This is a genomic window from Pantoea sp. CFSAN033090 (assembly GCF_001264395.1).
Classification (GTDB): domain Bacteria; phylum Pseudomonadota; class Gammaproteobacteria; order Enterobacterales; family Enterobacteriaceae; genus Pantoea; species Pantoea agglomerans.
The window spans coordinates 423076-447407 of the sequence record NZ_LGYX01000007.1; the positions used below are offsets into that span (position 1 = coordinate 423076).

The following is a 24332-nucleotide window of genomic DNA, read 5'->3' on the forward strand; positions in this document are numbered from 1 at the left end:
CGGCGTAGCGGAGTAACAACAGTCGCGGCGGGATAGTTACTCTGTGGCGCTGATTGTTGTCAGCAGGCAACAATCAGCCTGTATTCAGCGCCGCAACCAGGGCATCGCACAGCAGCGTCACGGGCGACGCCGGTTCAGGCGTGTCGTGCAGCAGCAGATAACTTTGCAGACGATCCATCTGCCACTCCGGCAGCAGTTGCTGAATATCACCGCGCGCCATCGCGTCCTGGGCCATGTAGGAGGGCAGATAGGCGATGCCGCTCCCCGCCAGTGCCGCATTGAGCAGCGCCATACTGTTATTGGCGCGAAAACGGCTGCGTACATCCAGTGCCAGCCGCTGTTTATCACGGCGGAACGGCAGTGCGGCGGTGTGCGCCGGACCATGAAACAGCAGCAGGTCGTGCCGTGGCAGCATCTCAGGATGTGTGATAGCGGGTCGCTGCGCCAGGTAGGCAGGCGCGGCATAGAGCCCCCACTCGATTTCGCTCAGTACCCGAAAATTGCCCTGCTGTGGCGATCGGGATCGGATCACAATCGCCAGATCCGCCTGATCATCCAGCCGATCGTGACTGCGATCGGTCAGATCAAGATCGACATTGATATGCAGATGCCGACGCAGAAAGCGGTTAAGGACAGGGACTACGCACTGGCAGCCAAACGTAACGGGTGCCTGCAGCCTGACATGGCCGGCGGGCTGCTGATGCACCTGCTGCACAAAGGCTTCGGCGCGCTGCACTTCGGCCAGCATCCGCACACAGTAGGGATAGTACGCCTGGCCCAGCTCGGTCAGCGCCAGCCGCCGGGTGGTGCGTTGCAGCAGCCGGATACCGAGCCGCAGCTCCAGACGGGCGATCTCCCGGCTGACATGGGATTTGGACAAGCCGAGTGCGCGTGCCGCCTCACTGAAACTCTGTAATTCCACAACCCGTGCAAATACCAACATGGCGGTTAAATTCGCGCCGTTTTCCATGTTTCCCGACTCCGACAGTAAAGGGATGCTGGCAACAAACTAACACGTTCGGGCGGGGTCACTGTGGCTGATGGGTAAAAAAAGGCGAGGCGAAGAACAAGTGGAGAGAAGCGCAAAGCGCGGGCCGACCTTCCCGTCCGCAGGCTGTGACGGGAAGGTCTTATCAGGCATCAGCTGGCCATCGCCAGAGGGAATAGCAGCCGATCCGGCTCGACGCGACGCTGACGGCGCAACTGGCCAGGCGTCACCATAAAGTAGTTTTTAAACGTGCGGGTATAGGCCTGCTGGGTATCAAAGCCATAGTTCATCGCCACCTGCAGTATCGCTTCGTTGCTGCTCAGCAACGTGAGCGCAGACTCGGTTAAACGGCGCTGACGGATATATTCTGCCAGTGAAAAGCCGGTATGCTGGCGAAACAGCCGTTGCAGATGCCAGCGCGAATAGCCCGAGCGGCGCGCCACCTCATCCAGATGCAGATCGTGTCCTAAGTTGTTCTCAATCCAGTCCAGCAAACTCCGAATAAACTCGCGCTGATTCATGGTTCCTCCTGTTGATGCTGATGTGCAGTGGAGCCACTCTACCCGCTAAAATTTATCCCTTAATTAGCAGAAAATTAGCGCAGAATTAGCAACGGCGGAAACGGAGGCGGGATCGCGCGGCCAGCGGGGCTTTGGAGGGAAATTCTAAAGTGAGATTGCTGTTGAAAAGAAGTGGGATTTTTAAAAAACTTAGTCAGCCGGGAGCATCTTTTGTGTGGGAAGTGATGTGGTGATTAGTTCCTGGTCGCATCTAAACGTTTACGTTATCAATAAATCTTTGCCCCACACACAAATCCTCCATTTCTGAGCAAACCCTGTCAAAGCATCGCTGTTTAACCATTTATAGTTCCAGGTGACATGTATTAGCCTCCTGTTTTACTGATTTTATTAAATAAACATAGGGGCCGAAGCCCCTGCAGATTTAATATCCACGCTTAACTTTTTTTACCGCTGCCAGATGCACTGAAAAACCGTGAACACAAAGAAATAGCAGCTTTAACAAACGTAGCCAATGTAGCGATTGTAACCACCATTTTTGATGCGTTTTCTGGCATAGCATACCAGCCTACATAGGAGACGCCTGCGCCACTCAAAAACATTGCGCCTACTAATATGCTGATTAATATAGATAGATAGCAGACTATTTTTTGCATAAGACCCTCAGCTGTCATTAGTCATGGAGACTAACTTCACCAGGTACATTGACCACCAAAATTATTCCCAGCATTGCTGTTTCCAGAATTATTAAAACATGAACCAATACCACCACCAATGGCACTTGCCACAGCTGAGCCCGGACCACCTGCTGAACCACCAATCATCCCGCCGAGAATACCATTGAGGCAGCCCGCAATTTCAGGATGAGCTGCCACGACCTGTACTACGCCATTACTCGGCCCAAATAGATTACTGGAACCACCCGACTTATTACCATGCTGGCTAGCATGAGAAGACGCTCCGGCATAAGCAGGATCATATGCACCGCTTGCACCAGTGACTAAAAGCAATTGATTATGTTCTAAGATCTTCATTTAACAAACTCCTTCTGTTCTTTATCTATTGATAGCAACCTCTATTGCCAGCACGTTTATATCAATTGAATTTTCCATGAGCAAATAGTTATCATCCCTGTTGTGATTTAGAAAAAAACAATTCATATCAAATAGATTAATGGAAACAACAGGCTGTTATGCGATATTTTTTGTCTGGTCACATTGAAATAATCTTAATATTTACGTAATTTTGTGACATCAAACACAATTTATTCTTAGAGTTAATTTTCATTGCATAGTTTTAACATTTATCTACAAATGGTTGAATAACCGAAACTGAAACGTGTATCGAATAACAATTATTTTTAACGTGGATTATTAATATAAGGGTGAAATGGCATCCTTCACGTTTGTTCAGGATTGTGTTTATTTAATCATGAAAGCGTCAAAATTTTACACTGAGGCCAGTAGTTTTACTCTCGTTTAATATGAAAAATGCGGATAGAGTTCTGATAGAGCACTGTTGATACAGCCAACGTCGCTACAGTGCGAAGTATGACGGCAGTAGTCCGCCAAAATAATCCGTGCTGTGGCAAGGCGGCAACTGCGTGAGTCCCCAGGAGCTGACATCAGTCAGTGACTGGGGTGAGCAAAAGCAGCCAACGTCGCTACAGTGCGAAGTATGACGGCAGTAGTCCGCCAAAATAATTCATGCTGTGGCAAGGCGGCAACTGCGTGAGTCCCCAGGAGCTGACATAAGTCAGTGACTGGGGTGAGCAAAAGCAGCCAACGCCGCTACAGCGCGAAGTATGACGGCGGATAATTCTGGCCTAACAATTGGTGAGTAAACTCCCCTCATCTTTCTGAAGGAGATCAGCCATGCGCGTGTTACTGGTTGAAGATGATGAAATGATCGGCGCGAACCTGCAGCAGGCACTGGAGGGCGCGGGCTGGTCGGTGGACTGGGTGCGTGATGGCATCTATGCCCAGAATGCCTGGAGCGAAGGCGGCTACAGCTGCGTGCTGCTCGATCTCGGCTTACCGCGCGATGATGGCCTGCAGGTACTGCGCCGGGCGCGCGGGCGCGGCGACGCCACGCCGGTGCTGATTCTTACCGCACGCGACACGGTGGCGCAGCGGATTGAGGGACTCGACAGCGGCGCTGACGACTACCTGCTTAAACCGTTCGATTTACAGGAAGTCATGGCCCGGATGCGCGCGATTACCCGACGTAGTCACGGCGCAGCAGACTCGGTGCTGGGCAGCGGCGATGTACAGCTGGATATGATGACCCGCGAAGTGCTCTACAAAGGACAGCGAGAGCAGCTTACGGCGCGCGAATATGCCCTGCTCTACGCCCTGCTGGAGCGGCCAGGCGCTATTCTGTCGCGCGAGCAGCTGGAAAATCGCATCTATGGCTGGGGCGATGAAGTCAGCAGCAACGCGGTGGATGTCCTGATCCACGGGATGCGCCGCAAGCTGGATAACGACGTGATCCGCAATGTGCGCGGGCTGGGCTGGCGGGTACCGGCAATATGAAACCCTTCACCTTTATGCGTTCATTACGCAACAAATTACTCTCTACGCTGCTGATTATTCATCTGCTGATGATCGGTGGCGTCACCTGGTATTTCTTCAGCTGCTATGGCGATATGGTTGGCACCATGAAGGACGATCAGCTGGCAAAAATCGCTGATGCCTGGTCCACTAATAAACAGATGCCCGCCCTGATGCCGATGCTTATTGCGCCTGACAAGGCGAAGAGCGCCTTTGTGGTGCAACTGTGGGACGATCGGGGTCAGTTACGGGCCAGCTCATGGCCGGAGCTGCAGGCTCCGCTGCAAAATCAACGGGGCTATCGCGACGTGCATGTGGGTCAGTGCGACGACTGCGAATGGCGCATCTATACCCGGCCCGGCTTACCTGGCAGCGAGATCAAAACCATCCAGGTGATGCACAACCTCAGCTACATGAAGGCATTGATGGTCAAACGGGCGCTGTCAGCGATCATTCCGTTGATCCTGATGATGCCGCTTTCACTGCTGGTGATCTGGCTGGTGGTGCGCAAGATCACCCGGGATCTGCAGGTCGCTTCGCGTCAGATTGCCGCGCAGGAGACGCACCATCCGCACAATGTCTCACCCGAAGGCTTGCCGGATGAGATCCTGCCGCTGGTGGCCGCCTACAACTCGCTGCTGAGTAAGCTGCGTGAGGCCTGGTCGTCGCAGCGTCAGTTCCTGGAAGATGCGGCGCATGAACTGCGAACGCCGGTAACGGCGGTGACCTTGCAGCTGGAAAATCTGCGTCAGCATATCCAGCCGGGCGAAGCGAGCCGGCAGTTCAGCCAGCTGGAAGCGGGCGTCACACGCACCCGTCATCTGGTCACGCAGTTACTCAATGTCTCGCGTCAGGATGACCAGAGCGTGGTCGCCAGCGTCGAGCATATCGAACTGGACGATCTGCTGAAAGAGAGCATTGAACAGCTGATGGTGGTGGCAGATAAACGCGGCATCGATATCGGCTTTAATGGCTCCACGCAGTATCGTTTGCAGGCCAGCCGTTCCGAGCTGCGCAGCCTGTTCGATAACCTGATTGGTAACGCCATGTTGCACACGCCGGAGGGCAGCCTGGTCGATGTGCTGCTGCATCGGGTCGCAGGTAAAACAGTGGTCGATATTGTCGATAATGGGCCAGGCATGCCGGAATCCTTTATCGAACGCGCGTTTGACCGTTTTACCCGTTCGCCTGACGTTAAAGCCCAGGGCAGCGGACTGGGATTATCCATTGTGCGCAACGTCGCACAGAAGCATCAGATTCACGTCGCCCTTTCCAATTGCCTGACGCCACAGGGTGCCATTTGTGGTTTGCAGGTTCGCGTCACCCTTCCCTGATCCCGCCCGTTTGATCACGAACCAGACAACGTAAACGGTTGCCTGGTTCCGTTCGATTCTGGTCATTATTGTGAAGCGCATCACATTTTAGCTGAATTGTAATGCAACACTTTTTGACAAACGTGAGCAAAATCTATTTTCTATCGATCTGTTACAGGCACGCTACGCGGGCTGAAGAACTGGCTGTTATTTGCTGTGAAACCCTCATTCCCATCAAGGGACCGATTTCTCTCTGACTGCGTCTGCTGTGCGGCGGTCAAAAGCATGTGGCTGATAATAATGAAATTTAAAACGTTGATAGCAGGTGCCGTGCTGGCATGTTCATTGAGTGGCGCTGCGCAGGCCGCTGAAAGCGATCCGCAGTATGTCTCCGACTGGTGGCATCAGAGCGTTAACGTGGTAGGCAGCTACCACACCCGTTTCGGACCGCAGTTTAACAACGACGTTTATCTGGAATATGAAGCGTTTGCGAAGAAGGACTGGTTCGATTTTTATGGCTACCTCGATCTGACCAACTTCTTCGGCGCAGGCAACAGCAACGCCAACGGCATTTTTGATCACGGTTCACCGATGTTTATGGAGATTGAGCCGCGCTTCTCTATCGACAAACTGACCGGCACCAGCCTGGCGTTTGGTCCGTTCAAAGAGTGGTATTTCGCTAACAACTACATCTACGACATGGGCCGCAACAGCGATAGCCGCCAGAACACCTGGTATATGGGTCTGGGCACCGATATCGATACGCACAGCGATGTCGGCCTGTCGCTGAACGTCTACGCAAAATATCAGTGGGAAAACTACGGTGCGGCGAATGAAAACAGCTGGGATGGCTATCGCTTCAAAGTGAAATACTTTGTGCCAATCACCACGCTGTGGGGCGGTAATCTGGGCTATGTGGGCTTCACCAACTTCGACTGGGGTTCCGATCTCCGCGATAAAGGCGGTTCATCACGCACCAGCAACTCCATCGCCTCCAGCCACATTCTGTCACTGGGTTACGATCACTGGCACTTCTCTGCGGTGGCGCGTTACTTCCACAACGGCGGACAGTGGGCGGATGGACAGGAACAGAATTTCGGCAACGGGCCGTTTGAAGTGAAATCGACTGGCTGGGGTTACTACCTGGTGGCGGGTTATAACTTCTGATTACGTGCGGCGGCCTGCATAGCGCCGCCGCGCTTTAATCCGGGCAGTTGCCATTAATTAATACGGCGCCGCAAATTGCGACGCCGACTGGCCCGATTATTCCTGCGGCTTCTCGACATTGATGCGCCACGGTATGTTGAACTTATCAATGAACATCGCGAATCCGTTCGACCAGAACGTCTCCTGCCACTCAGTTGTCACCTTGCCGCCTGCCGACAGTTTCTCAAACCAGGCTTTACCCTTTTCGACATCGGTAGTTGAGAGACTGACCGCGTAACCGGCATGCTCAGACGCTGGCGGCTGATCGGTGTTGCCATCGCTCAGCATCAGCTCACCGTCACCAATACGCAGCTGGGCATGCATGATCTTTTCTGGCGGCTGCGGCGCGGCAGACTGATCGCCGACCTGCTCACCCTGATCCGGCATATCACCGAATTTCATTTTAGAGAGCAACTCTCCCCCGGTCGCCTGCAGGTAAAAGTCGATAGCCTCTTCGCAACGGCCATAGAGAAACAGATAAGGACTGACTTGCATCGTAACCTCTATATTTGTCGGGTGGATTTTTTTCAGTACCTTAACAGTGTAGACGATCGAGTTTACTCGCTGATTTTACTGGCAATAACGGCGAAAGAGTTGTGCCATATAACTGCTCATTGGGGTCAGCGTCGTGTCTTTGCGCTGGATCAGATAGAAGATCGCTTTCGGCAGGGGTTCGTCGAGCGTCAGCGCCACCAGCGACCGACCCAGAATCGGGTCGTCAATGACGTCGACCGACAGAATACTGATGAAATCGCTTTGCGCGACCAGGCTGGTGCAGGCCATAAAGGTTTCACAGGTCACCACAATTTTCGGGGCCATGCCGCGCTCGCCAAACAGATCGTGCAACAAGCGGTAGTAACTGCCTTTAGGCGTTGGCATCGTCCAGTCCGCCTGCTGTAACTCCGCCAGAGAACGCGCCTTTTCCAGCGGATGGCCTTTGCGCACCACCACCTTGTACTCGCGCTCCATCATCCGCTCATACATCAGCTCCTGATCGAGATGGCTCTGATCGTAGGTATTAATGGTGAAATCGAGCGCCCCCTGGCGCAGTTCATGCACCATCGACACCAGCTGGCCTTCGACGATGCGCACCTTTACCAGCGGGTATTCGCGATGAAACTGATTAATCACCTGCGGCATAATGGTGCGCGCCACGCTGCCACCGACGCCGATATTCACCTGACCGCCACCCAGTCCCAGCCGCTGCTGAATATCCTCTTCGGCGACCCGCAGCTCTGCCAGCACCAGGCTGGCATGCCGAAAAAAGTTATCACCGATATCGGTTAACACCACGCCCTGCTGACGACGGATAAACAGCTTTGCCCCCAGCTCGCGCTCCAGTTCCTGAATCGCTTTGGTTAACGCCGGTTGTGACAGCCCGGAAAGACGGCTTGCCGCCCGGATACTGCCCTGTCGCGCCACGTCAACGAAGGCGCGCAGCTGATGGAGCTTGAGATTGGCAGACATAATTTTGCGATAACCGTTGTTTATCAGTCACAAGATATTCGCATCTTATGCCGGTCAATACCATTGTGTAGATTCGGAACAGTGCATAAAAAATCAACACCGAGGAGAGAGCCGATGAACCCCCTTTCAGACCACGTCAGCGCCCGGCTGCCACAGCTGCAACAGTGGCGTCGCGACTTCCATCACTATGCCGAATCGGGCTGGCTGGAGTTCCGCACCGCCACCTTAGTCGCTGAAGAGCTGCATAAGCTCGGTTATCAACTGAAGCTGGGCCGTGAGGTCATCGACGCCGACGCGCGGATGGGCTTGCCCGACGAGGCAGTGCTGAAGCAGCAGGAAGCGCGCGCGCTGCAACAGGGCGCGCTGCCGCAGTGGATCAGCCACTTCTCCGGCGGATTCTGCGGCATCGTGGCAACGCTCGAGACCGGCCGTCCTGGCCCGGTGATGGGCTTCCGCGTCGATATGGATGCCCTGGATCTCAACGAGAGCCAGGCTGACGATCATCTGCCGCAGCGTGAAGGGTTCGCCTCCTGCAACGCAGGCATGATGCACGCCTGCGGACATGACGGCCACACCACCATCGGGCTGGGTCTCGCCTCGGTGCTGATGGCGATGAAAGATCAGCTCAGCGGCACGATTAAACTGATCTTCCAGCCCGCCGAAGAGGGTGTGCGCGGCGCAAAAGCGATGGTGGCGGCGGGCGTAGTCGATGACGTTGATCGCTTCACCGCCATTCATATCGGCACCGGCGTGCCGGCAGGCGAAGTGGTGTGCGGCAGCGACAGCTTCCTCGCCACTACCAAGCTGGATGTTCACTTTACCGGCGTCGGTGCCCATGCGGGCGGTCGTCCTGAAGAGGGGCGCAATGCCCTGCTGGCCGCCGCACAGGCAACGCTGGCGCTGCATGGTTTAACCCAGCACAGCGGCGGCGTGGCACGGGTCAACGTGGGCGTGCTGCAGGCGGGGACCGGCCGCAACGTGGTAGCCGACTGCGCCCTGCTGAAAGTCGAAACCCGTGGCGTGACCAATCAGGTCAACGACGACATCTATCAGCAGGCGCTGCGGGTGATTGCCGGTGCGGCGGCGATGTATGGCGTTGAGCAGCAGGTCTCGCTGATGGGGGCCGCGCGCAGCTGTACCCCGACGCAGCCATGGGTTGATTTCATCCATCAGCAGGCGGACGCGCTCGGTATCTTCGACTCCGTGGTCGATCGTAAAGCGCAGGCGGCGGGTTCGGAAGATGCGACCTACATGATGGAACGGGTAAAGCAGCGCGGCGGTCAGGCCTCTTACGTCATTTTTGGCTGTGAGCTGGCGGCAGGTCACCACAATGCGAAATTCGACTTTGATGAGCGGGTGATGTCGGACGCCATCACGCTGCTGGCGACGCTGGCGCTGAACCAGGCGCAGTATGGGGGCTCACGATGATGGAAGACTTTATTGCCGACTATATCGCTCGTCATCAGCTTCGTTTCAGCACGCTCAGTGACGCCATCTGGGACACACCGGAGACCCGCTTTGCCGAAACCCGCTCGTCAGCCCTGCTTTCTGATGCGCTGGCAGAAGAGGGATTCAGAGTGGAACGCGGCGTGGGTGGCATCGATACGGCGTTTATCGCCAGTGCGGGCAGCGGCAAGCCGGTGATTGCCATCCTTGGCGAGTTCGATGCGCTGGCGGGCCTGAGTCAGCAGGCGGGCTGCGCCCGGCCACAACCGCTGGAAGCCAACGGCAACGGACACGGCTGCGGTCACAACCTGCTCGGCACGGCAGGTGTTGCGGCGGCCTGCGCCGTGAAAGCCTGGATGGAACAGCATCACACGGGTGGCACGGTGCGCTTTTACGGCTGCCCTGGCGAAGAAGGCGGTTCGGGCAAGACTTTTATGGTGCGCGAAGGGCTGTTTGACGACGTTGATGCCGCCGTGACCTGGCATCCGGAGGGGTTCAGCGGCATGTTCAATCTGCGCACCCTCGCCAATATTCAGGCGGCGTTCAGCTTCAAAGGCGTTGCGGCGCACGCGGCCAATTCTCCCCATCTGGGTCGAAGCGCCCTGGATGCCGTCACGCTGATGAATACCGGGGCCAACTTTCTGCGCGAGCATATCGTCCAGGAGGCGCGTCTGCACTACGCCATCACCAACAGCGGCGGTGTATCGCCGAACGTGGTGCAGGCCGATGCGGAGGTGCTCTACCTGATCCGCGCCCCGGAACTGCCACAGGCGCAGGCGATCTATGAACGGGTGATCAATATCGCCAGGGGGGCAGCACTGATGACCGACACCACGCTGACCGTACGTTTTGACAAAGCCTGCTCGGATTACGTCCCGAATCGCGCGCTGGAAGCGGTCATGGAGCGTTATTTGCATCAGTTTGGTTTGCCCGACTACAGCGACGAAGAACGCGCGTTTGCGGCTGAACTGCGTGCCACGCTCACTGATGACGATCTGCGCAATGCCCGGCTCAATGCCGCCCGAACCGGTGGTGAAGCAGGTCACGCCTGGGCTGAAAAACTGGGCGACAAGCTGTTTATGGATGAGGTCGCGCCCTATGCGGTCACACGTGAACTGCTTTATGGCTCCACCGACGTCGGCGATGTCAGCTGGGTGACGCCGACTGCACAGTGTTTTGCGCCCTGCTTTACCTTCGGCACGCCGCTGCACACCTGGCAACTGGTGGCGCAGGGACGCACCAGTATCGGGCATAAGGGGATGTTTCTGGCGGGCAAAGTGATGGCGGCCACGGTGTTAACGCTGTTAACGGATCGGCAGGCGCTGGCTGGCTGCCGGGCCGAGTTTGATCGGGTACGCGCCGCGCAGCCCTATCACTGCCCGATCCCGGCGGGGATCACACCAACAAAACTGGCCGAATGAGCCAACGGCCGTGTCTCTGACGCGGACCACTATAAAAAAATATTGCAAACACTTCCCCGATTCAGCGGTGCCGGAACTGAACTCACCGCCTGTCGCACAACGCGACCGGCGTCAGGCCTTGCTACCGCCGATAAAAGGGACACAAGACGAGAACCAATACCATGGAAGCAACATCCGAGAACCGCAGTCCTGGCCGGCTCTTCAGCTGGATCGAGCGCGTGGGGAATAAAGTCCCCAACCCGTTTTTACTGTTTGTCTATCTGATCGTGGTGCTGATGGTGGCGACCGCCATTATCAGCGCGCTGGATCTGGCGGTGAAGAATCCGAGCAACGGCGAAATCGTGCGGGTGAATAACCTGCTGAGCGTCGCAGGCATTCAGTGGATCCTGCCAAATATCATCAAAAATTTCAGCAGCTTTACCCCGCTGGGATCGATTCTGGCGCTGGTGATTGGTGCCGGACTGGCGGAAAAGGTCGGCCTGCTCCAGTCGCTGATGGTGAAGATGGCGTCACGCGTCAGCCGCCGTTATGCCAGCTACATGGTGCTGTTTATCGCCTTTTTCAGCCATATCTCCTCGGATGCCGCGCTGGTGGTGATGCCGCCGCTGGGCGCACTGATCTTTCTGGCGGTGGGCCGTCATCCGGTGGCGGGCCTGCTGGCCGCCATTGCCGGTGTGGCCTCCGGCTTTACCGCCAACCTGCTAATTGTCACCACCGATGTGCTGCTCTCGGGCATCAGCACTGAAGCGGCTAAAGCGGTCAGCGACACGGTGCATGTCAGCGTCATCGATAACTGGTTCTTTATGGCCACGTCGGTGATTGTGCTGACGATTGTGGGCGCGCTGCTGACCGATAAATTTGTCGAGCCGCGACTGCCAAAGTGGCAGGGCAACGGCGAGAAGCTGGCGGCGCTGACGCCGCTTGAAAACCGCGGTCTGCGGGCTGCCGGGATCGCCGCGCTGCTGTTTATCGCCCTGATGGCGCTGCTGGTGGTGCCGGAAAATGCACCGCTGCGCAATCCCGCCACCGGCGCCATTATTCCCTCGCCTTTTATTCAGGGCATCGTGCCAATCATCATTCTGTTTTTCTTTGTGGTGGCGATTGCTTATGGCGTGGTCACCCGACAGATCCGCCGTCCGGATGATATCCCGCAGCTGCTGGTCGATCCGATGAAGGGCATGGCGGGTTTTATCGTGATGGTGTTTCCGCTGTCGCAGTTCGTGGCGTTCTTCAACTGGAGCAACATGGGAAAATTCATGGCGATCGGGCTGACCGATGTGCTGGAGAGCGCAGGCGTCAGCGGCGCGCCCGCTTTTCTCGGCCTGATGTTCCTGTCGGCGTTTCTCTGCATGTTTATCGCCAGCGGCTCAGCCATCTGGTCGATTCTGGCGCCGGTCTTTGTGCCGATGTTTATGCTGCTCGGCTTCCATCCCGCCTTTGCCCAGATGATTTTCCGCATTGCCGACTCCGCCGTGCTGCCACTGGCACCGATGTCGCCGTTTCTGCCGCTGTTTCTCGCCTTTTTGCAGCGTTACCAGAAAGATGCGCAGCTCGGCACCTATTACGTGCTGATCTTCCCCTATCCGCTGGTGTTCTTTATCAGCTGGATAGCGCTGCTGCTGGTGTGGTATCTGCTGGGTCTGCCGATCGGGCCAGGCGTCTGGCCGAAACTGCCGTAAAGCACAGTGGCACCGATGAATGTTTCATCGGTGCCACGTTTTATTTTTTGTTAAACGGCGTGCAGGGAACAACGGCTCATTGCGCCGCCAGCTCCTTAAAAAATTCCGGGTTTTTCTGGATAGTGACCAGTACTTTAGCTGCCAGCCCGGTCGGGTTACGCCGTCCGGCTTCCCAGCTCTTTATGGTATCGAGGCTGGTTCCCAATGCCGTCGCCATCTCGCTCTGTGAGACGTTAAGCTGTGCCCGGATAGCCTTCACGTCGGCAACCGCGTAACGGGTAACACGACCGGGCTCCCTGATACCGTTTTTGATCTCCACAGCCTCTTCCAGCGATGCTTTCAGCTCGTCAAAAAAACTCACGTTACACCTCATCTTTCAGTAATTGTGTCAGCTTCTTCAGCTCAGCTTTTTCCGCGTTCGTGAGAGTCTCTTTAATACTCTTTGGGTAGGCCATCACCAGGTAGATCACCTCAGCGGTGGCCAGGAAGTAAATCACCCTTGCGCTGCCGCTTTTGCCCTGATTACCTGTCGCCATCCTGATTTTACGCAGCCCGCCGGTTTTCTGAATGAGATCGCCTTTTTCCGGTGACTCAATAAGCGCCTTCTGAAGTTCCCGGAGCTCTTCATCTGTGGCGATCTGCTTTATTTGCCGGGTAAACATCGGGGTCTCAATAAACTCAATCGCCTGACTCACTGGCTGTTCCTCCATTCCCTGGAGAGTACATAGTACACCCCAGGTATGGCTATGAGAAGAGTGAATCGGGGAGGTCAGTAGTCGAACATGCACTATTTCTGCAGCCAGCCTGGCCTGTAGCTGCGTGACCCGAAAGAGATAGCACCCGAAACCCATATGATTTTTTGGCTCCCCTGGCCGAAACTGCCGTAAAGCACAGTGCCACGGATGGCAAAACCTGCAACGTACGTTGCTAAATAGTCAGCAACGACCCTCTCGGCAACGGCGGATGAATTGACTATTCTGCTATTTCTTCGCTTGCTAACGGTTAACTATTTTAATAAGCCTCCGACCGGCTGCGAGTCGTCTCCACACTGCCAGAGGTTCACGCTGACATGACCACCTCCTCCACCAGCCTGCCACCGATGCACGCTTCATCGGCGGCCCGTAACAGCTTAGCCGCTCGGGTTGATGCGCTGCCCTCCTCCGCCGGATTGTGGCGCTTTATTACGCTGCTGGCGCTGGGCGGCTTTTTTGAGCTTTATGACCTGTTTGAAACCGGCTACATCAGTACCGGCCTGCTGTCGGCGGGCGTATTTCACACGGGTGCGGCAGGCGTGCTGGGCTTCTCCGATCAGGCGGCCTTCGCCTCAGCCACTTTTCTCGGTCTGTTTTTTGGTGCCAGCCTGCTGGCACCCTACGCTGACCGCTTTGGTCGCCGACTCACCTTTATGTGTGCGCTGCTGTGGTACGGGCTTTTTTCGCTGCTGATGGCGTTCCAGCAGAGCGCGGAGATGATTATTCTGTTCCGCTTTCTGGTAGGGATCGGGCTGGGCGTCGAGCTGGTGACCATCGACACCTATCTGTCGGAATGGGTGCCGACCCATCTGCGCAGCCGCGCCTTTGCCTTCTCCTTTTTCGTGCAGTTTTTATCGGTGCCGGCCGTGGCGCTGATGTCGTGGTGGCTGATTCCGCAAACGCTGTTCAGCCTTGAAGGCTGGCGCTGGGTGGTCATTGCGGGCGCGGTCTGTTCGCTGGTGATCTGGCTGGTGCGCAGGAACCTGCCGGAGTCGGCGCGCTGGCTGGCGCAGCAGGGTCGTCATCAGGAGGCGCATCAGGTGTTGTCCATGATGGAGCAACGCTGCGGCATCCCGGCCGGACCTGCTTTTTCAGCCGATGACGCCGCGGCGCAGCTGCCAAAACGGGGGCGCTTCAGCGAGATCTGGTCACCCGCTTACCGCAAGCGCACCCTGATGCTGGTGGTGATGAATTTTTTCCAGGCGATCGGCTTTTTCGGCTTTGGTAACTGGCTGCCTGCGCTGCTGTCAGGCCGCGGTGCCACGGTGACGCACAGTTTGCTTTATGCCTTCTTCATCACGCTGGCCTATCCGCTGGGATCGCTGATCTGTAGCCGCTACGCCGATAAGCTGGAGAATAAGTGGCAGATTGTCCTGTCGTCGCTGATGACGGTGGTGTTCGGCACGTTGTTCGCCTTCCAGACGCAGCCGGTGTTGCTGATTCTCTGCGGCTTCCTGATCACCTGGTCCAACGCCTGGCTGACCTTCAGCTTCCACGCCTATCAGACCGAGATTTTCCCGACCCATATTCGGGCGCGGGCGGTTGGCTTCTGCTACTCCTTCAGCCGTCTCTCTACGGTATTCAGCAGTATTTTGATTGGGGTGATCCTGCAGTATGCCGGTACGCCAGGTGTGATTACCTTTATCGTGCTGAGCATGGTGATGGTGATGCTGTCGGTAGGGATTTATGGGCCGAAAACGCGCGGTATCGATCTGGAGAATATCTAAAAGAAAAGGCCGTCATCCTGATGATGACGGCCTTTTTTACTGCTGATTATTTGCCTTCCAGTACCCGGATATCTGCACTGCCCAGCCGATCTTTCTCATCTTTACGCAGCTCAGCGACCTGTTTCGCGCTGACCGGCTCCGACGCCTTGTTGCCCCAGCTGTTACGCACGAAGTTGACCACGTCCGCCACCTGCTGATCGTCAAGACGCCAGCCAAATGCTGGCATGGTAATGGTCGACGGCGCGCCATTAACGCCAGGCAACTGTCCGCCCACCAGCACGATATGAATCAGTGAGGTCGAATCGTCCGCCAGTACTACCGGATTACCGCGCAGCGCCGGATAGAAACGTTTATAGCCGCTGCCATCGGTTTTATGGCACGCCGCACAGCTGTCGACGTAGGTGGCTGCCCCCGTCGCACTGTCGTCACCTTTCCACAACGCTTTGGCGGTGGCGTCATCGACGCTGAAGGCTGCCTGATTAGGATCTTTCGCGCCCAGCGACTTCAGATAGCGCGCAATCGCCGTGATATCGGACTCGCTCAGGTGCTGCAGGCTGTGTTCCACCACGTCGGTCATGCCACCAAAAGCAGCGGTCTGATCGTTGCGGCCATAACGCAGGAACTGACGCAGGTCCTCTTCGCTCCAGCGACCCAGTCCATCGCGGTTGTCGCCACGCAGATTGCTGGCGGTCCAGCCATCAATCGGTGCGCTGCTGCCCGCCAGATAGTCGCTGCCCTCATTGTTGGTCAGCGCCTTCTCCTGCATCGTGATGCTGCGCGGCGTGTGACAGGCCCCGCAGTGACCCAGTCCTTCTACCAGATAGCGACCACGTGCCAGCACCGGATCTTCCTGGGCTGCAGGCTGGAACGCTTTCACGTCGGGCGCAAAAATACCGCGCCAGATCGCCAGCGGCCAGCGCATCGATAGCGGCCAGGGAATGTCGCTCTCCCGGTTTGGCTGCCCGACCGGCGCGACGCCATGCATGAAGTAGGCGTAAAGCGCCTTCATGTCTTCATCGCTGACCACGGCGTAAGAGGGATATGGCATCGCCGGATAGAGCGTGTCGCCATTTTTCGCCACGCCCTGACGCACCGCTTTCTGGAAGTCGTCGTAGCTGTATTCGCCAATGCCAGTCGCGGGATCGGGCGTAATGTTGGTGGAGTAGATGGTGCCAATCGGTGTTGCCATCGGCAGACCACCGGCAAACGCCGCGCCGCCTTTGCTGGTGTGGCAGGCCACACAGTCACCGGCTCGCGCCAGATACTCACCCCGTTTTACCAGATCGTCCTGGCTGCTCTCCGCCAGGGCGGCGAACGTCAGTGAGCCAAGAATCAGAGCCAGAATGCCATTTTTCATCGCCATGTCCTTATGCCTGCACCAGTGGGCCTGGGTTTTTCAGGTAGTGTTCGCGAATCGCTTTAGCTGACCAGTAGGTCAGCGCCGCCACCATGCCGGTCGGGTTGTAGCCCAGTCCCTGCGGGAAAGCTGATGCGCCCGGTACAAACACATTCGGCACATCCCAGCTTTGCAGATAACGGTTAACCGCACTGGTTTTTGGATCGTCGCCCATGATCGCTCCGCCACTGATGTGGGTAGTCTGATAAACCGTGGAGTCGAAATGGGTGCCAGGCTTTTTCGCGCCGCCGATGATCATCTTCGGATTCATCGCTTCAGCGATATTGCGCATCTTGCCGACCATGAACTGCGCCATTTTGATGTCGTTCTCCTGCCAGTCAAAGGTCATGCGCAGCAGCGGCTGTCCATAGGCATCTTTGTAGTTGGGATCGAGATCAAGGTAGTTGGCGCGATAAGACTGGTGGGCGCCGTGCGCATCCATCGACAGATGATGGGTGTAGGTATCCGCCACCGCCGCTTTCCATTTGCTGCCCCAGTTGGGCGTACCCGCCGGCACCGGCAGGCCGGAGATCGGTTTGGTGCCCGCCTGGTTAACCCAGAATGGCGAACCACCAACAAAGCCCAGCGGCCCGTGGTCGAAGTTATCCGCGTTGAAATCATCAACCGCAACGCCTGCGCCACCCGCACCGATAAACGGATTAGTGGTGGTGTTCTTATCAAACAGCGCCTTCAGCGTAGAGAGGTTCTGATAGGCGAAGTTACGGCCCACGGTCCCTTCATTGGTAATCGGGTTGTAGGGTTTGCCGATGCCCGACAGCAGCATCAGGTGAACATTGTGGAACTGGAAGGCGGAGAGGATCACCAGGTCAGCGGGCTGAATCTGCTCGCGGCCCTGCCCATCCACATAGGTCACGCCGGTCGCACGCGTTTTGTCATCGCTGAGATTGACCCGCAGCACATAAGAGTTATTGCGCAGCTCAAACTTAGGCTCCTGACGCAGCGCAGGCAGGATATTGACGTTAGGCGACGCTTTGGAATACATGTAGCAGGCGTAGCCGCTGCAGTAACCGCAGAAGTTGCACGGCCCCATCTGTGCGCCGTAGGTGTTGGTATACGGACCCGAGGTATTGGCGGACGGCAGATCGTAAGGGTGATAGCCGACCGACTCTGCCGCCTGAGCAAACAGCTGCGCCGAGTAAGTGCGCTTCTGCGCGGGCAGCGGGAAGTTATCTGAGCGATCGGGTGCAAACGGGTTGCCGCCTGTATCTTTGCCGACCACTTTGCCTTTGATACTCCAGGCGCTGCCTGAGGTGCCAAAAACTTTTTCCGCTTTGTCGAAGAACGGCTCCAGCTCATCGTAGCTGACGCCAAAATCCTGAATCGTCATGCCTTCCGGAATGAAGTTCTTGCCGTAGCGCTCTTCGTAATGGCTGCGCATCCGCAACTCAACCGGATCGACACGAAAATGGACGCCGGACCAGTGAAGACCCGCGCCACCGGTACCGGTGCCGGGCAGAAACGCCGCCAGCTGACGATAGGGCACTGCGGTCTGCGACGCATCATGACGAATGGTCACGGTGCTTTTGGAAAGATCCTGGAAAAGCTTTTTGCGGACGTTATAGGTCAGCTCATCAATGGACTGCGGATAAGAGCCATCAGGATAGGTATCACGATGCGGTCCGCGCTCCAGCGCCAGCACGTTCAGGCCCGCTTCGGTCAGCTCTTTCGCCATAATGGCACCCGCCCAGCCGAAGCCGACAATCACCGCATCCACTTTTTTCATTTCTTTTGCCATGCTTAGCTTCTCTCCCCGCGAATCGACACTGACGGGAACGGATAACGTTCGCCGCGCTCTACCCAGTCCATAAAGTCGGCGCGTGCGCCAGGGAAGTTAATCAGCTTCCAGCCGACCATGCCCTGATTCCCGCCGTGTATAGGATCGCTGAAGAAGCCTTCACGGGTATTCTGCAACAGGAAACTAAAGAAGACTTTTGCCGGCAGCTGGCTGAATTCAGCACTGCCATTTTCCATCGCCTGCAGTAAGGCATCCTGCTGCTCGCCACTGAGCTGGGCGAACACCTTGCCGTGCTGCTTTTTGCTGTAATTATCGGCATCGGCCAGACCGAGGCGGTAGATCTGCTGTGGCACCAGCGGCAGCTGATAGCCCAGCTCTTTCGGCAGGTCGGGGTTAAACGGCCCCTGCATATACCAGTTCGACCCCGTGGCATACGGCGTATTCATCTGACGATCGATAAACTCAGGCACGCCCGCTTCCAGCGCACCAGGCCCGCGTTCATCGCTGGGGATAAGCCGTGCCACGGCGGCGGTAATAAAAGCAAACTCTTCGGCGGTGAACCAGTTCGGCTGGTAGTCGCGCGCCTGCTGTGGCGTGGCCGGGGTTTCAGCCGCCTGTGTGGCCAGCGGCAGGGAGAGTGCACCCATCGCTGTGGAACCTACCGCCATTGCAGGCGCCAGGGTGATTGTCTTCAGCAAAAAATCCCTGCGTGAATGACCCTTTTTTTGTTCTGACATGACATTGCCTCATTCCCGCGCTGACCGGCGGTATGAAAAAAATAGGTGGTTGCGTTGTAATGGTTTTTATCAGCAGATACAGGCCAGGAGCCTGTTTGTTACCGGTAACAAACAACCTATTGTAACACTGCCATTCACAAAGATTTAGTTCCAGGAAACAAAACCGCACAATTTCATTAACATCTATCCCCCTCCTGTCATTAGCAGAAACAACAGACTACAGACAGCGACCCGTCAAAAACGTTATAACAGGCAACACACAACAGCGGAGTGCCTATGTTTAAGTCTTTTTTTCCGCGGCCAGCGCTGTTTTTCAGCTCTGCGGCTGTCTGGAGCTTAGTAGCGATTTTTGCCTGGTTCGGCTTTGCCGCGCATCTGCCCGGCATCTGGCCCACCTTTGAAACAGCAATGAAACAGCCCCTGCCGACGACGGCAGCGCGTTTTATCGCCGTGAGTCAGCTCTGGTTCTACCTCTATTACTGGATCATGGTAGCCATTTTTGCCGGGGCCTGGCGGTTGATTGATGCGCATCCATGGCAACGCTGGTCAGTCTGGGGCTCCGCGCTGATCATCTTTGTTACCTGGTTTGGCGTGCAGGTCGGAGTGGCCATTAACGCCTGGTATGGACCGTTTTATGATCTGATTCAGAAAGCGTTAACCAAAGCGGGATCGGTGCAGATTGCGGAGTTTTACCATGAGGTTTTCTCTTTTCTCGGCATCGCATTAATCGCAGTGGTGATTGGCGTACTCAACTCCTTCTTTATCAGCCACTGGGTTTTCCGCTGGCGTAGCGCCATGAATAACTACTACATGCACAACTGGCAGCGTCTGCGTCATGTCGAAGGTGCCGCACAGCGTGTGCAGGAAGACACCATGCGGTTTGCGACCACGCTGGAAAACTGGGGTGTCAGTTTCATTCAGGCGATTATGACGCTGGTGGCGTTTTTACCGGTGCTGGTCGCGCTCTCCCATCACGTGAAAGATATTCCCATCCTCGGCAATATTCCTTACGCACTGGTGATTGCCGCTGTGCTCTGGTCAGTGTTTGGTACCGGTTTGCTGGCGCTGGTAGGGATTAAGCTGCCGGGGCTGGAGTTCCGCAATCAGCGGGTTGAAGCCGCCTACCGTAAAGAACTGGTCTACGGCGAAGACAATGCCGATCGCGCCACACCGCAGACGGTTCAGGAGTTGTTCAGTCGGGTGCGGGTTAACTACTTCCGTCTCTACTTTCACTATCTCTACTTCAACATCACCCGCATTCTCTATCTGCAGGTTGATAACGTGTTTGGTCTGTTTCTGCTTTTTCCATCCATTGTGGCGGGCACCATCACGCTGGGCTTACTCAACCAGATCACCAACGTGTTTGATCAGGTGCGCGGCTCGTTCCAGTATCTGATCGCCTCCTGGTCGACGCTGATTGAACTAATGTCGATCTATAAGCGTCTGCGCAGCTTTGAGCAGATTCTGGATGATGTTCCGCACGATGAGATGATGCGCGAAGCGTCGGAAGAGGTGTAACGGGTTGGAAAGAGAGAAGCCACGATAATGTGGCTTCTCTCTTCTAATCACAGATCAAAAGCTATTCTTTTGCCTGTCGGCAATTTGACATCGATACTTATCTCGCCTCCCAGAGCCGTAACGTAACGCTTCAGCGTAGAAAGGCGAGGATCATTATCAGCCTGTTCCATTCTGGCGATAGTTGGCTGTTTCACACCCATTGCATGCGCCATCTCTGTCTGTGACAGGTTAAGTTCTTCGCGCAACATGTGTAGTGCGATAACCTGCCGCATTGCATCGACTTTTTTGGCAATCCGTTCGCGACTCTCCGGACTTTGATTTGCCATCAGCTCTTTTAAATTAGCCATTATCCCCTCCATTCAAATATTTGCGGAATTCAGCATCTGCCAATTTGATCATGTCTTTATAGAATTTCTTTTCCTTAACCCCGGTTTTATCGCCTGCACACAACACAATGCCGCGGCGAGAAGGATCAAAAGCAAAGAAGGCCCGTATCGGTTTGCCTTGATGCTGCACTCTTAATTCTTTCATATTCGGAAAATCAGAGCCGTCTACAGTATCAGCAAACGGCCTCGCTAAATGCGGCCCATACTCAGACAGGATAACTATCGCGGCGAGCATATCCTCCTTCAGTTCCTCACTCTGAGCCTTGAACCACTCATCAAATCTTTTGGTTGTATCCACATCCCACATCGCAACATCCTTATAGCGAATAAGCTATAAATAATGCTATAGCCTGTTCGCTATAAAGGCAAGTGTCTCGCGGGCCGCCAGGGCAAAAGGATATCCCAGACTACAAAACAGCTTTGAAAATAAAAAAGCCACTCGTCAGAGTGGCTTTCTCGTTTACAAAGACCGGATGTAAAACAGCTTCAATACAGCAGTGTCCGGGACTTCACGCCTTACAGTGCAATACGCATCACGCTGTCAGGATTTTTTGGCGGCGCCTTACGCGAGCCAGGCTGTTTCACGCTGACATAAAGCACCTTGCCGTCTGCCGAGAGTGCCAGACTGTTAGGCAGTGCCGGGGTTTTCACCGTGCGCTTCACCTTATAGCTGCTGGCGTCGATGATGCTGACTTCACCCGCTTTGCGATGAGTAACATAAAGCTCATCGCGATCACCATTAAACAGCACCGCCAGCGATTCCGGCACATCAATCCGCTGAATCACCTGCTGATTACGCAGATCAACCACCAGCACCTGCGCCTGCTTTGAATCCGTCAGGAAGGCGCGCTGACCGCGCGTATCCAGCGCGATGTTCAGGAAGAAGTGCTCTTTATCTCCGTCAATCTTCTGCTTTTTCTCAATGGCATTGGTGCGCGCATTGATCGTCACCAGTTCACCATCACCGTTGGTGACGTAGACCTTTTGCGCGTCTGAATCTACCGCCAGGCCGGTGCCCATTTTACCGGTATTCGGGATGGTACTGACAAGCTTCAGCGTGCTGCCATCCACCACCCAGACCACGCTTTGCGGTCCCAGGCCGGTGATATAAACCCGGTTAGTTTTAGCATCAACCGCCACCTGACGCGGCTGCAATGGGCGCACGGTCTCACTGCGCTTACGGCTATCCAGCACCAGCGTGTTGAGCACTTTGCCGCTGCTGGCGTCAATGGCCGTAACCGAGCCGTTTACGGTGTTGCCGATGTAGAGCACGTTGGTTTGCGGGTTGATCGCCGCGCCGAACGATTTCAGCTCCGTGTTGATCGACTGCTGTACCGCCAGCGTAGCCGGGTCGAGACGGAAAACTGTGCCGCCGTCACCGCTGCTGTTCTGCGCTGTCGCCACGAACAGCGCGTTATCTTTCGGGCTGACTGCCAGTTCATAGACGCCTTTACCCACAGCCTGATTGAGATCTTCAGCCTGCACCGCCAGCCATCCTGAGGCAGAGAACAGGGCCGTAGCCAGTAACAGCGGACGCAGGGTCCGGCACGTATTGGTAATCGCTTTCATAACTTCTCCATAGTTAATCCACTGCAGACGCAGTGAAAAGAAAGCCCGACATTGCAACCAGAAACAGCTGACCAGCAGTCAGATGCAGAATTTTTTTTGAGAATAATAATTATTTCGGGGGGAAAGGGACAGGATTATTAGCGGATAAACGCCGCCAGGACGCCCAAAGGCGTCCTGTCAGCACAAGAGGGTAAAACTTAATTTATTTCAGCAGCTCAGCGGTCATGTGAACGCCGTTGTTGGTGTAAGCTTCAGTGATTTTATATGAAGCACCAGCTTCCTGAGCCTGCGCAGCGATTTTCGCTTCAGCACCATCCAGCGTAGAGTCGATGGCGGTCACAGATTGGGCGAAGCTGGCGAATGGCAGAACAGAAAGCGCGATAACAGCTGCAAAAGTTTTGATAGATTTCATGGTCAATTCCTCGGTTAATTTTTATCAGGTAAGGCTTGCTGCCTTGTTGATAGATATATTAGTCCGGAAGTTGATCAGTAAAAAGCGGAGGGTTTTGCTTAACTCGTTCAGTAAAATTGATGATAAAAAGCACATTTCGCACAGTTATCACTCAAAAGGTTAATAATCTACGCCCATTAAAAAAGGCAGCATATATTGCTGCCCTTGAGAATTTAACCGTGATGCCGTACCCGGGTGAAGATGGTCAGCGCGGCCAACAGCATCAGCACTCCGCTGGCAACGAACACACCGCCTGCGCCGCGCAGGTCAAACATCCAGCCGCCCGCCGCCGCGCCGACAGTAATCGCCAGCTGGATGGTGGCAACCAGTAAACCGCCGCCCGACTCCGCATCATCCGGCACCGCGCGCGAAATCCAGGTTGACCAGCCGGTTGGCATCGAACCAAACGCCATACCCCAGATCGCCACGCCTGCGCCTACCATCCAGCTGACATCGCCAAAGCTCACCAGCAGCAGCGCGGTGACACTCATCAACAGCGCCATGCCACTCAGGGTCAGTGATACGCTGCGGGTGACCAGGAAACCGGCCAGCGAGGTGCCAAAAAAGTTCGCCACACCAAAGGCCAGCAGCACCAGCGACAGCTGATTGAGGTTGAGCTGCGCAACGCTTTCCAGAAATGGACGCAGATAGGTAAAGAAGGCAAAGTGACCGGTAAACATCATGATTACCGCCAGCATTCCCCAGCGCATCACACCAATACGCAGCAGCGCCAGCACCCCGCCGTTGCGGGCTTTGTTCTCTGCCGGCATGGCGGGCAGGGTAAAGAACTGCCACAGCAGCGCCACCGCACCCAGTCCGGCAGTCAGCATAAAGATGTTGCGCCAGCCCACCAGTCCGCCGAGATAGCTGCCCAGTGGCGTAGCGATAATCGTCGCCAGCGAGATACCGCTGAAGACGATAGAGAGCGCACGCGGCACCTGATCGGTGGGAACCAGGCGCATGGTGATGGCGGTTGAGAGTGTCCAGAAGCCGCCAATGGCCATACCCAGCAGCACCCGCGCCAGCAGGATCACCGTCAGGTCAGCCGCAAACGCCACCATCAGTGCCGAAGCGATCAGCAACAGCGAAAACACCAGCATGACGATGCGGCGGTCGATGCGCCGCGTGACGCTGCCGGTGACCAGACTGGTAAACAGCGCCACCAGCGCTGTGATGGTGACGGTCTGTCCCGCCTGGCCTTCGGATACGCCCAGGCTGTGAGCCATCGGCGTCAGCAGACTCACGGGTAAAAATTCGGCGGTGATGAGGCTGAACACCCCAAATGCCATAGCAAATACCGCGCCCCACGCGGGACGGGTCGGCGAGGAAACCTCATCAGCCACTTCGGTTGTCAGACTCATGCTGCTTCTCCGGAAGATAAAAAAGTGAGTGTGAGCATAGAACGCCGTGTCAGGACGATCTATGATGCTTACACCTTCATTTTTGATAA

At 55.8% G+C, this 24332-nt stretch carries 24 protein-coding genes; 8 read left to right on the forward strand and 16 right to left on the reverse strand.

Annotated features, from left to right (window positions below; all coding sequences use genetic code 11):
* Positions 1-73: 73 nt before the first annotated feature.
* The 4 genes from AFL22_RS08750 to AFL22_RS24005 all read right to left on the reverse strand — a co-directional run bounded on the left by AFL22_RS08750 (position 74) and on the right by AFL22_RS24005 (position 2540).
* A complete protein-coding gene (locus tag AFL22_RS08750) occupies positions 74-970 on the reverse strand; it encodes a LysR family transcriptional regulator (RefSeq protein ID WP_052271190.1) in 897 nt (298 codons plus the stop codon).
* 170 nt (positions 971-1140) lie between these two features.
* Positions 1141-1509: a helix-turn-helix domain-containing protein gene (locus tag AFL22_RS08755; protein ID WP_009092546.1), complete on the reverse strand. Its 369-nt coding sequence runs from the start codon at positions 1507-1509 to the stop codon at positions 1141-1143.
* Between the two features lie 434 nt (positions 1510-1943).
* A complete protein-coding gene (locus AFL22_RS24000) occupies positions 1944-2162 on the reverse strand; it encodes a hypothetical protein (RefSeq protein ID WP_144340872.1) in 219 nt (72 codons plus the stop codon).
* Positions 2163-2198: 36 nt separating this feature from the next.
* A complete protein-coding gene (locus tag AFL22_RS24005; RefSeq protein ID WP_156311584.1) occupies positions 2199-2540 on the reverse strand; it encodes a hypothetical protein in 342 nt (113 codons plus the stop codon).
* 840 nt (positions 2541-3380) lie between these two features.
* On the opposite strand from AFL22_RS24005, the gene AFL22_RS08760 reads away from it, so the two are divergent.
* From AFL22_RS08760 to AFL22_RS08770, 3 genes are all read left to right on the forward strand, one after another.
* A complete protein-coding gene (locus tag AFL22_RS08760) occupies positions 3381-4040 on the forward strand; it encodes a response regulator (RefSeq protein ID WP_052271191.1) in 660 nt (219 codons plus the stop codon).
* A complete protein-coding gene (locus tag AFL22_RS08765; RefSeq protein WP_010252088.1) occupies positions 4037-5392 on the forward strand; it encodes an ATP-binding protein in 1356 nt (451 codons plus the stop codon). The genes AFL22_RS08760 and AFL22_RS08765 overlap by 4 nt, the downstream gene beginning before the upstream one ends.
* Before the next feature lie 279 nt (positions 5393-5671).
* Positions 5672-6538: a nucleoside-specific channel-forming protein Tsx gene (locus AFL22_RS08770; RefSeq protein WP_052271192.1), complete on the forward strand. Its 867-nt coding sequence runs from the start codon at positions 5672-5674 to the stop codon at positions 6536-6538.
* Positions 6539-6634: 96 nt separating this feature from the next.
* Here AFL22_RS08770 and yjdN read toward each other — a convergent pair whose 3' ends face one another.
* Entirely contained in the window at positions 6635-7072 is a 438-nt protein-coding gene (gene yjdN / locus AFL22_RS08775; RefSeq protein WP_010252091.1) for a VOC family metalloprotein YjdN, read from the reverse strand.
* Between the two features lie 75 nt (positions 7073-7147).
* The gene (locus AFL22_RS08780) at positions 7148-8044 is read right to left on the reverse strand and encodes a LysR family transcriptional regulator (protein WP_010252093.1); all 897 of its coding nucleotides are present in this window, start codon (positions 8042-8044) and stop codon (positions 7148-7150) included.
* 114 nt (positions 8045-8158) lie between these two features.
* On the opposite strand from AFL22_RS08780, the gene AFL22_RS08785 reads away from it, so the two are divergent.
* From AFL22_RS08785 to abgT, 3 genes are all read left to right on the forward strand, one after another.
* The gene (locus AFL22_RS08785; RefSeq protein WP_052271193.1) at positions 8159-9472 is read left to right on the forward strand and encodes a M20 family metallo-hydrolase; all 1314 of its coding nucleotides are present in this window, start codon (positions 8159-8161) and stop codon (positions 9470-9472) included.
* On the forward strand, positions 9469-10911 hold the full coding sequence (locus AFL22_RS08790) for a M20 family metallopeptidase (RefSeq protein ID WP_033769461.1): 1443 nt from the start codon (positions 9469-9471) through the stop codon (positions 10909-10911). The genes AFL22_RS08785 and AFL22_RS08790 overlap by 4 nt, the downstream gene beginning before the upstream one ends.
* Positions 10912-11072: 161 nt before the next feature.
* The gene (gene abgT / locus AFL22_RS08795; protein WP_010252101.1) at positions 11073-12590 is read left to right on the forward strand and encodes a p-aminobenzoyl-glutamate transporter; all 1518 of its coding nucleotides are present in this window, start codon (positions 11073-11075) and stop codon (positions 12588-12590) included.
* Positions 12591-12666: 76 nt separating this feature from the next.
* On the opposite strand, the gene nadS is transcribed toward abgT, so the two are convergent.
* Positions 12667-12951 (reverse strand): NadS family protein, encoded by a 285-nt coding sequence (gene nadS / locus AFL22_RS08800; RefSeq protein WP_022625237.1) that lies wholly within the window; start codon positions 12949-12951, stop codon positions 12667-12669.
* A gap of 1 nt (position 12952) precedes the next feature.
* Complete coding sequence (locus AFL22_RS08805; RefSeq protein ID WP_033769627.1) at positions 12953-13285, reverse strand: type II toxin-antitoxin system RelE/ParE family toxin; 333 nt, start codon at positions 13283-13285, stop codon at positions 12953-12955.
* Between the two features lie 374 nt (positions 13286-13659).
* On the opposite strand from AFL22_RS08805, the gene AFL22_RS08810 reads away from it, so the two are divergent.
* Complete coding sequence (locus tag AFL22_RS08810) at positions 13660-15069, forward strand: MFS transporter (protein WP_052271194.1); 1410 nt, start codon at positions 13660-13662, stop codon at positions 15067-15069.
* Between the two features lie 46 nt (positions 15070-15115).
* Here AFL22_RS08810 and AFL22_RS08815 read toward each other — a convergent pair whose 3' ends face one another.
* The 3 genes from AFL22_RS08815 to AFL22_RS08825 are packed head-to-tail and all read right to left on the reverse strand — an operon-like array spanning position 15116 to position 18958.
* Entirely contained in the window at positions 15116-16426 is a 1311-nt protein-coding gene (locus AFL22_RS08815; protein ID WP_052271217.1) for a cytochrome c, read from the reverse strand.
* A 10-nt stretch (positions 16427-16436) separates the two neighbouring features.
* Positions 16437-18221 carry a GMC family oxidoreductase gene (locus AFL22_RS08820; protein WP_052271195.1) on the reverse strand — a complete coding sequence of 595 codons (1785 nt, stop codon included), beginning with the start codon at positions 18219-18221 and terminating at the stop codon, positions 16437-16439.
* A gap of 2 nt (positions 18222-18223) precedes the next feature.
* Positions 18224-18958 carry a gluconate 2-dehydrogenase subunit 3 family protein gene (locus AFL22_RS08825; protein WP_010672043.1) on the reverse strand — a complete coding sequence of 245 codons (735 nt, stop codon included), beginning with the start codon at positions 18956-18958 and terminating at the stop codon, positions 18224-18226.
* A 276-nt stretch (positions 18959-19234) separates the two neighbouring features.
* On the opposite strand from AFL22_RS08825, the gene sbmA reads away from it, so the two are divergent.
* Positions 19235-20476 (forward strand): peptide antibiotic transporter SbmA, encoded by a 1242-nt coding sequence (sbmA, locus tag AFL22_RS08830; protein ID WP_010672044.1) that lies wholly within the window; start codon positions 19235-19237, stop codon positions 20474-20476.
* A 47-nt stretch (positions 20477-20523) separates the two neighbouring features.
* Here the strand turns inward: sbmA and AFL22_RS08835 are convergent, their stop codons facing one another.
* From AFL22_RS08835 to AFL22_RS08855, 5 genes are all read right to left on the reverse strand, one after another.
* On the reverse strand, positions 20524-20823 hold the full coding sequence (locus AFL22_RS08835) for a helix-turn-helix transcriptional regulator (protein ID WP_022625233.1): 300 nt from the start codon (positions 20821-20823) through the stop codon (positions 20524-20526).
* Positions 20816-21169, reverse strand: coding sequence for a type II toxin-antitoxin system RelE/ParE family toxin (locus tag AFL22_RS08840; protein WP_022625232.1), 354 nt, complete (start codon positions 21167-21169; stop codon positions 20816-20818). The genes AFL22_RS08835 and AFL22_RS08840 overlap by 8 nt, the downstream gene beginning before the upstream one ends.
* A gap of 209 nt (positions 21170-21378) precedes the next feature.
* The gene (locus AFL22_RS08845; RefSeq protein WP_010672046.1) at positions 21379-22431 is read right to left on the reverse strand and encodes a YncE family protein; all 1053 of its coding nucleotides are present in this window, start codon (positions 22429-22431) and stop codon (positions 21379-21381) included.
* A gap of 202 nt (positions 22432-22633) precedes the next feature.
* A complete protein-coding gene (locus AFL22_RS08850; RefSeq protein ID WP_009092571.1) occupies positions 22634-22843 on the reverse strand; it encodes a DUF1471 domain-containing protein in 210 nt (69 codons plus the stop codon).
* 212 nt (positions 22844-23055) lie between these two features.
* Positions 23056-24243: an MFS transporter gene (locus AFL22_RS08855; RefSeq protein WP_010252123.1), complete on the reverse strand. Its 1188-nt coding sequence runs from the start codon at positions 24241-24243 to the stop codon at positions 23056-23058.
* Positions 24244-24332 lie beyond the last annotated feature (89 nt).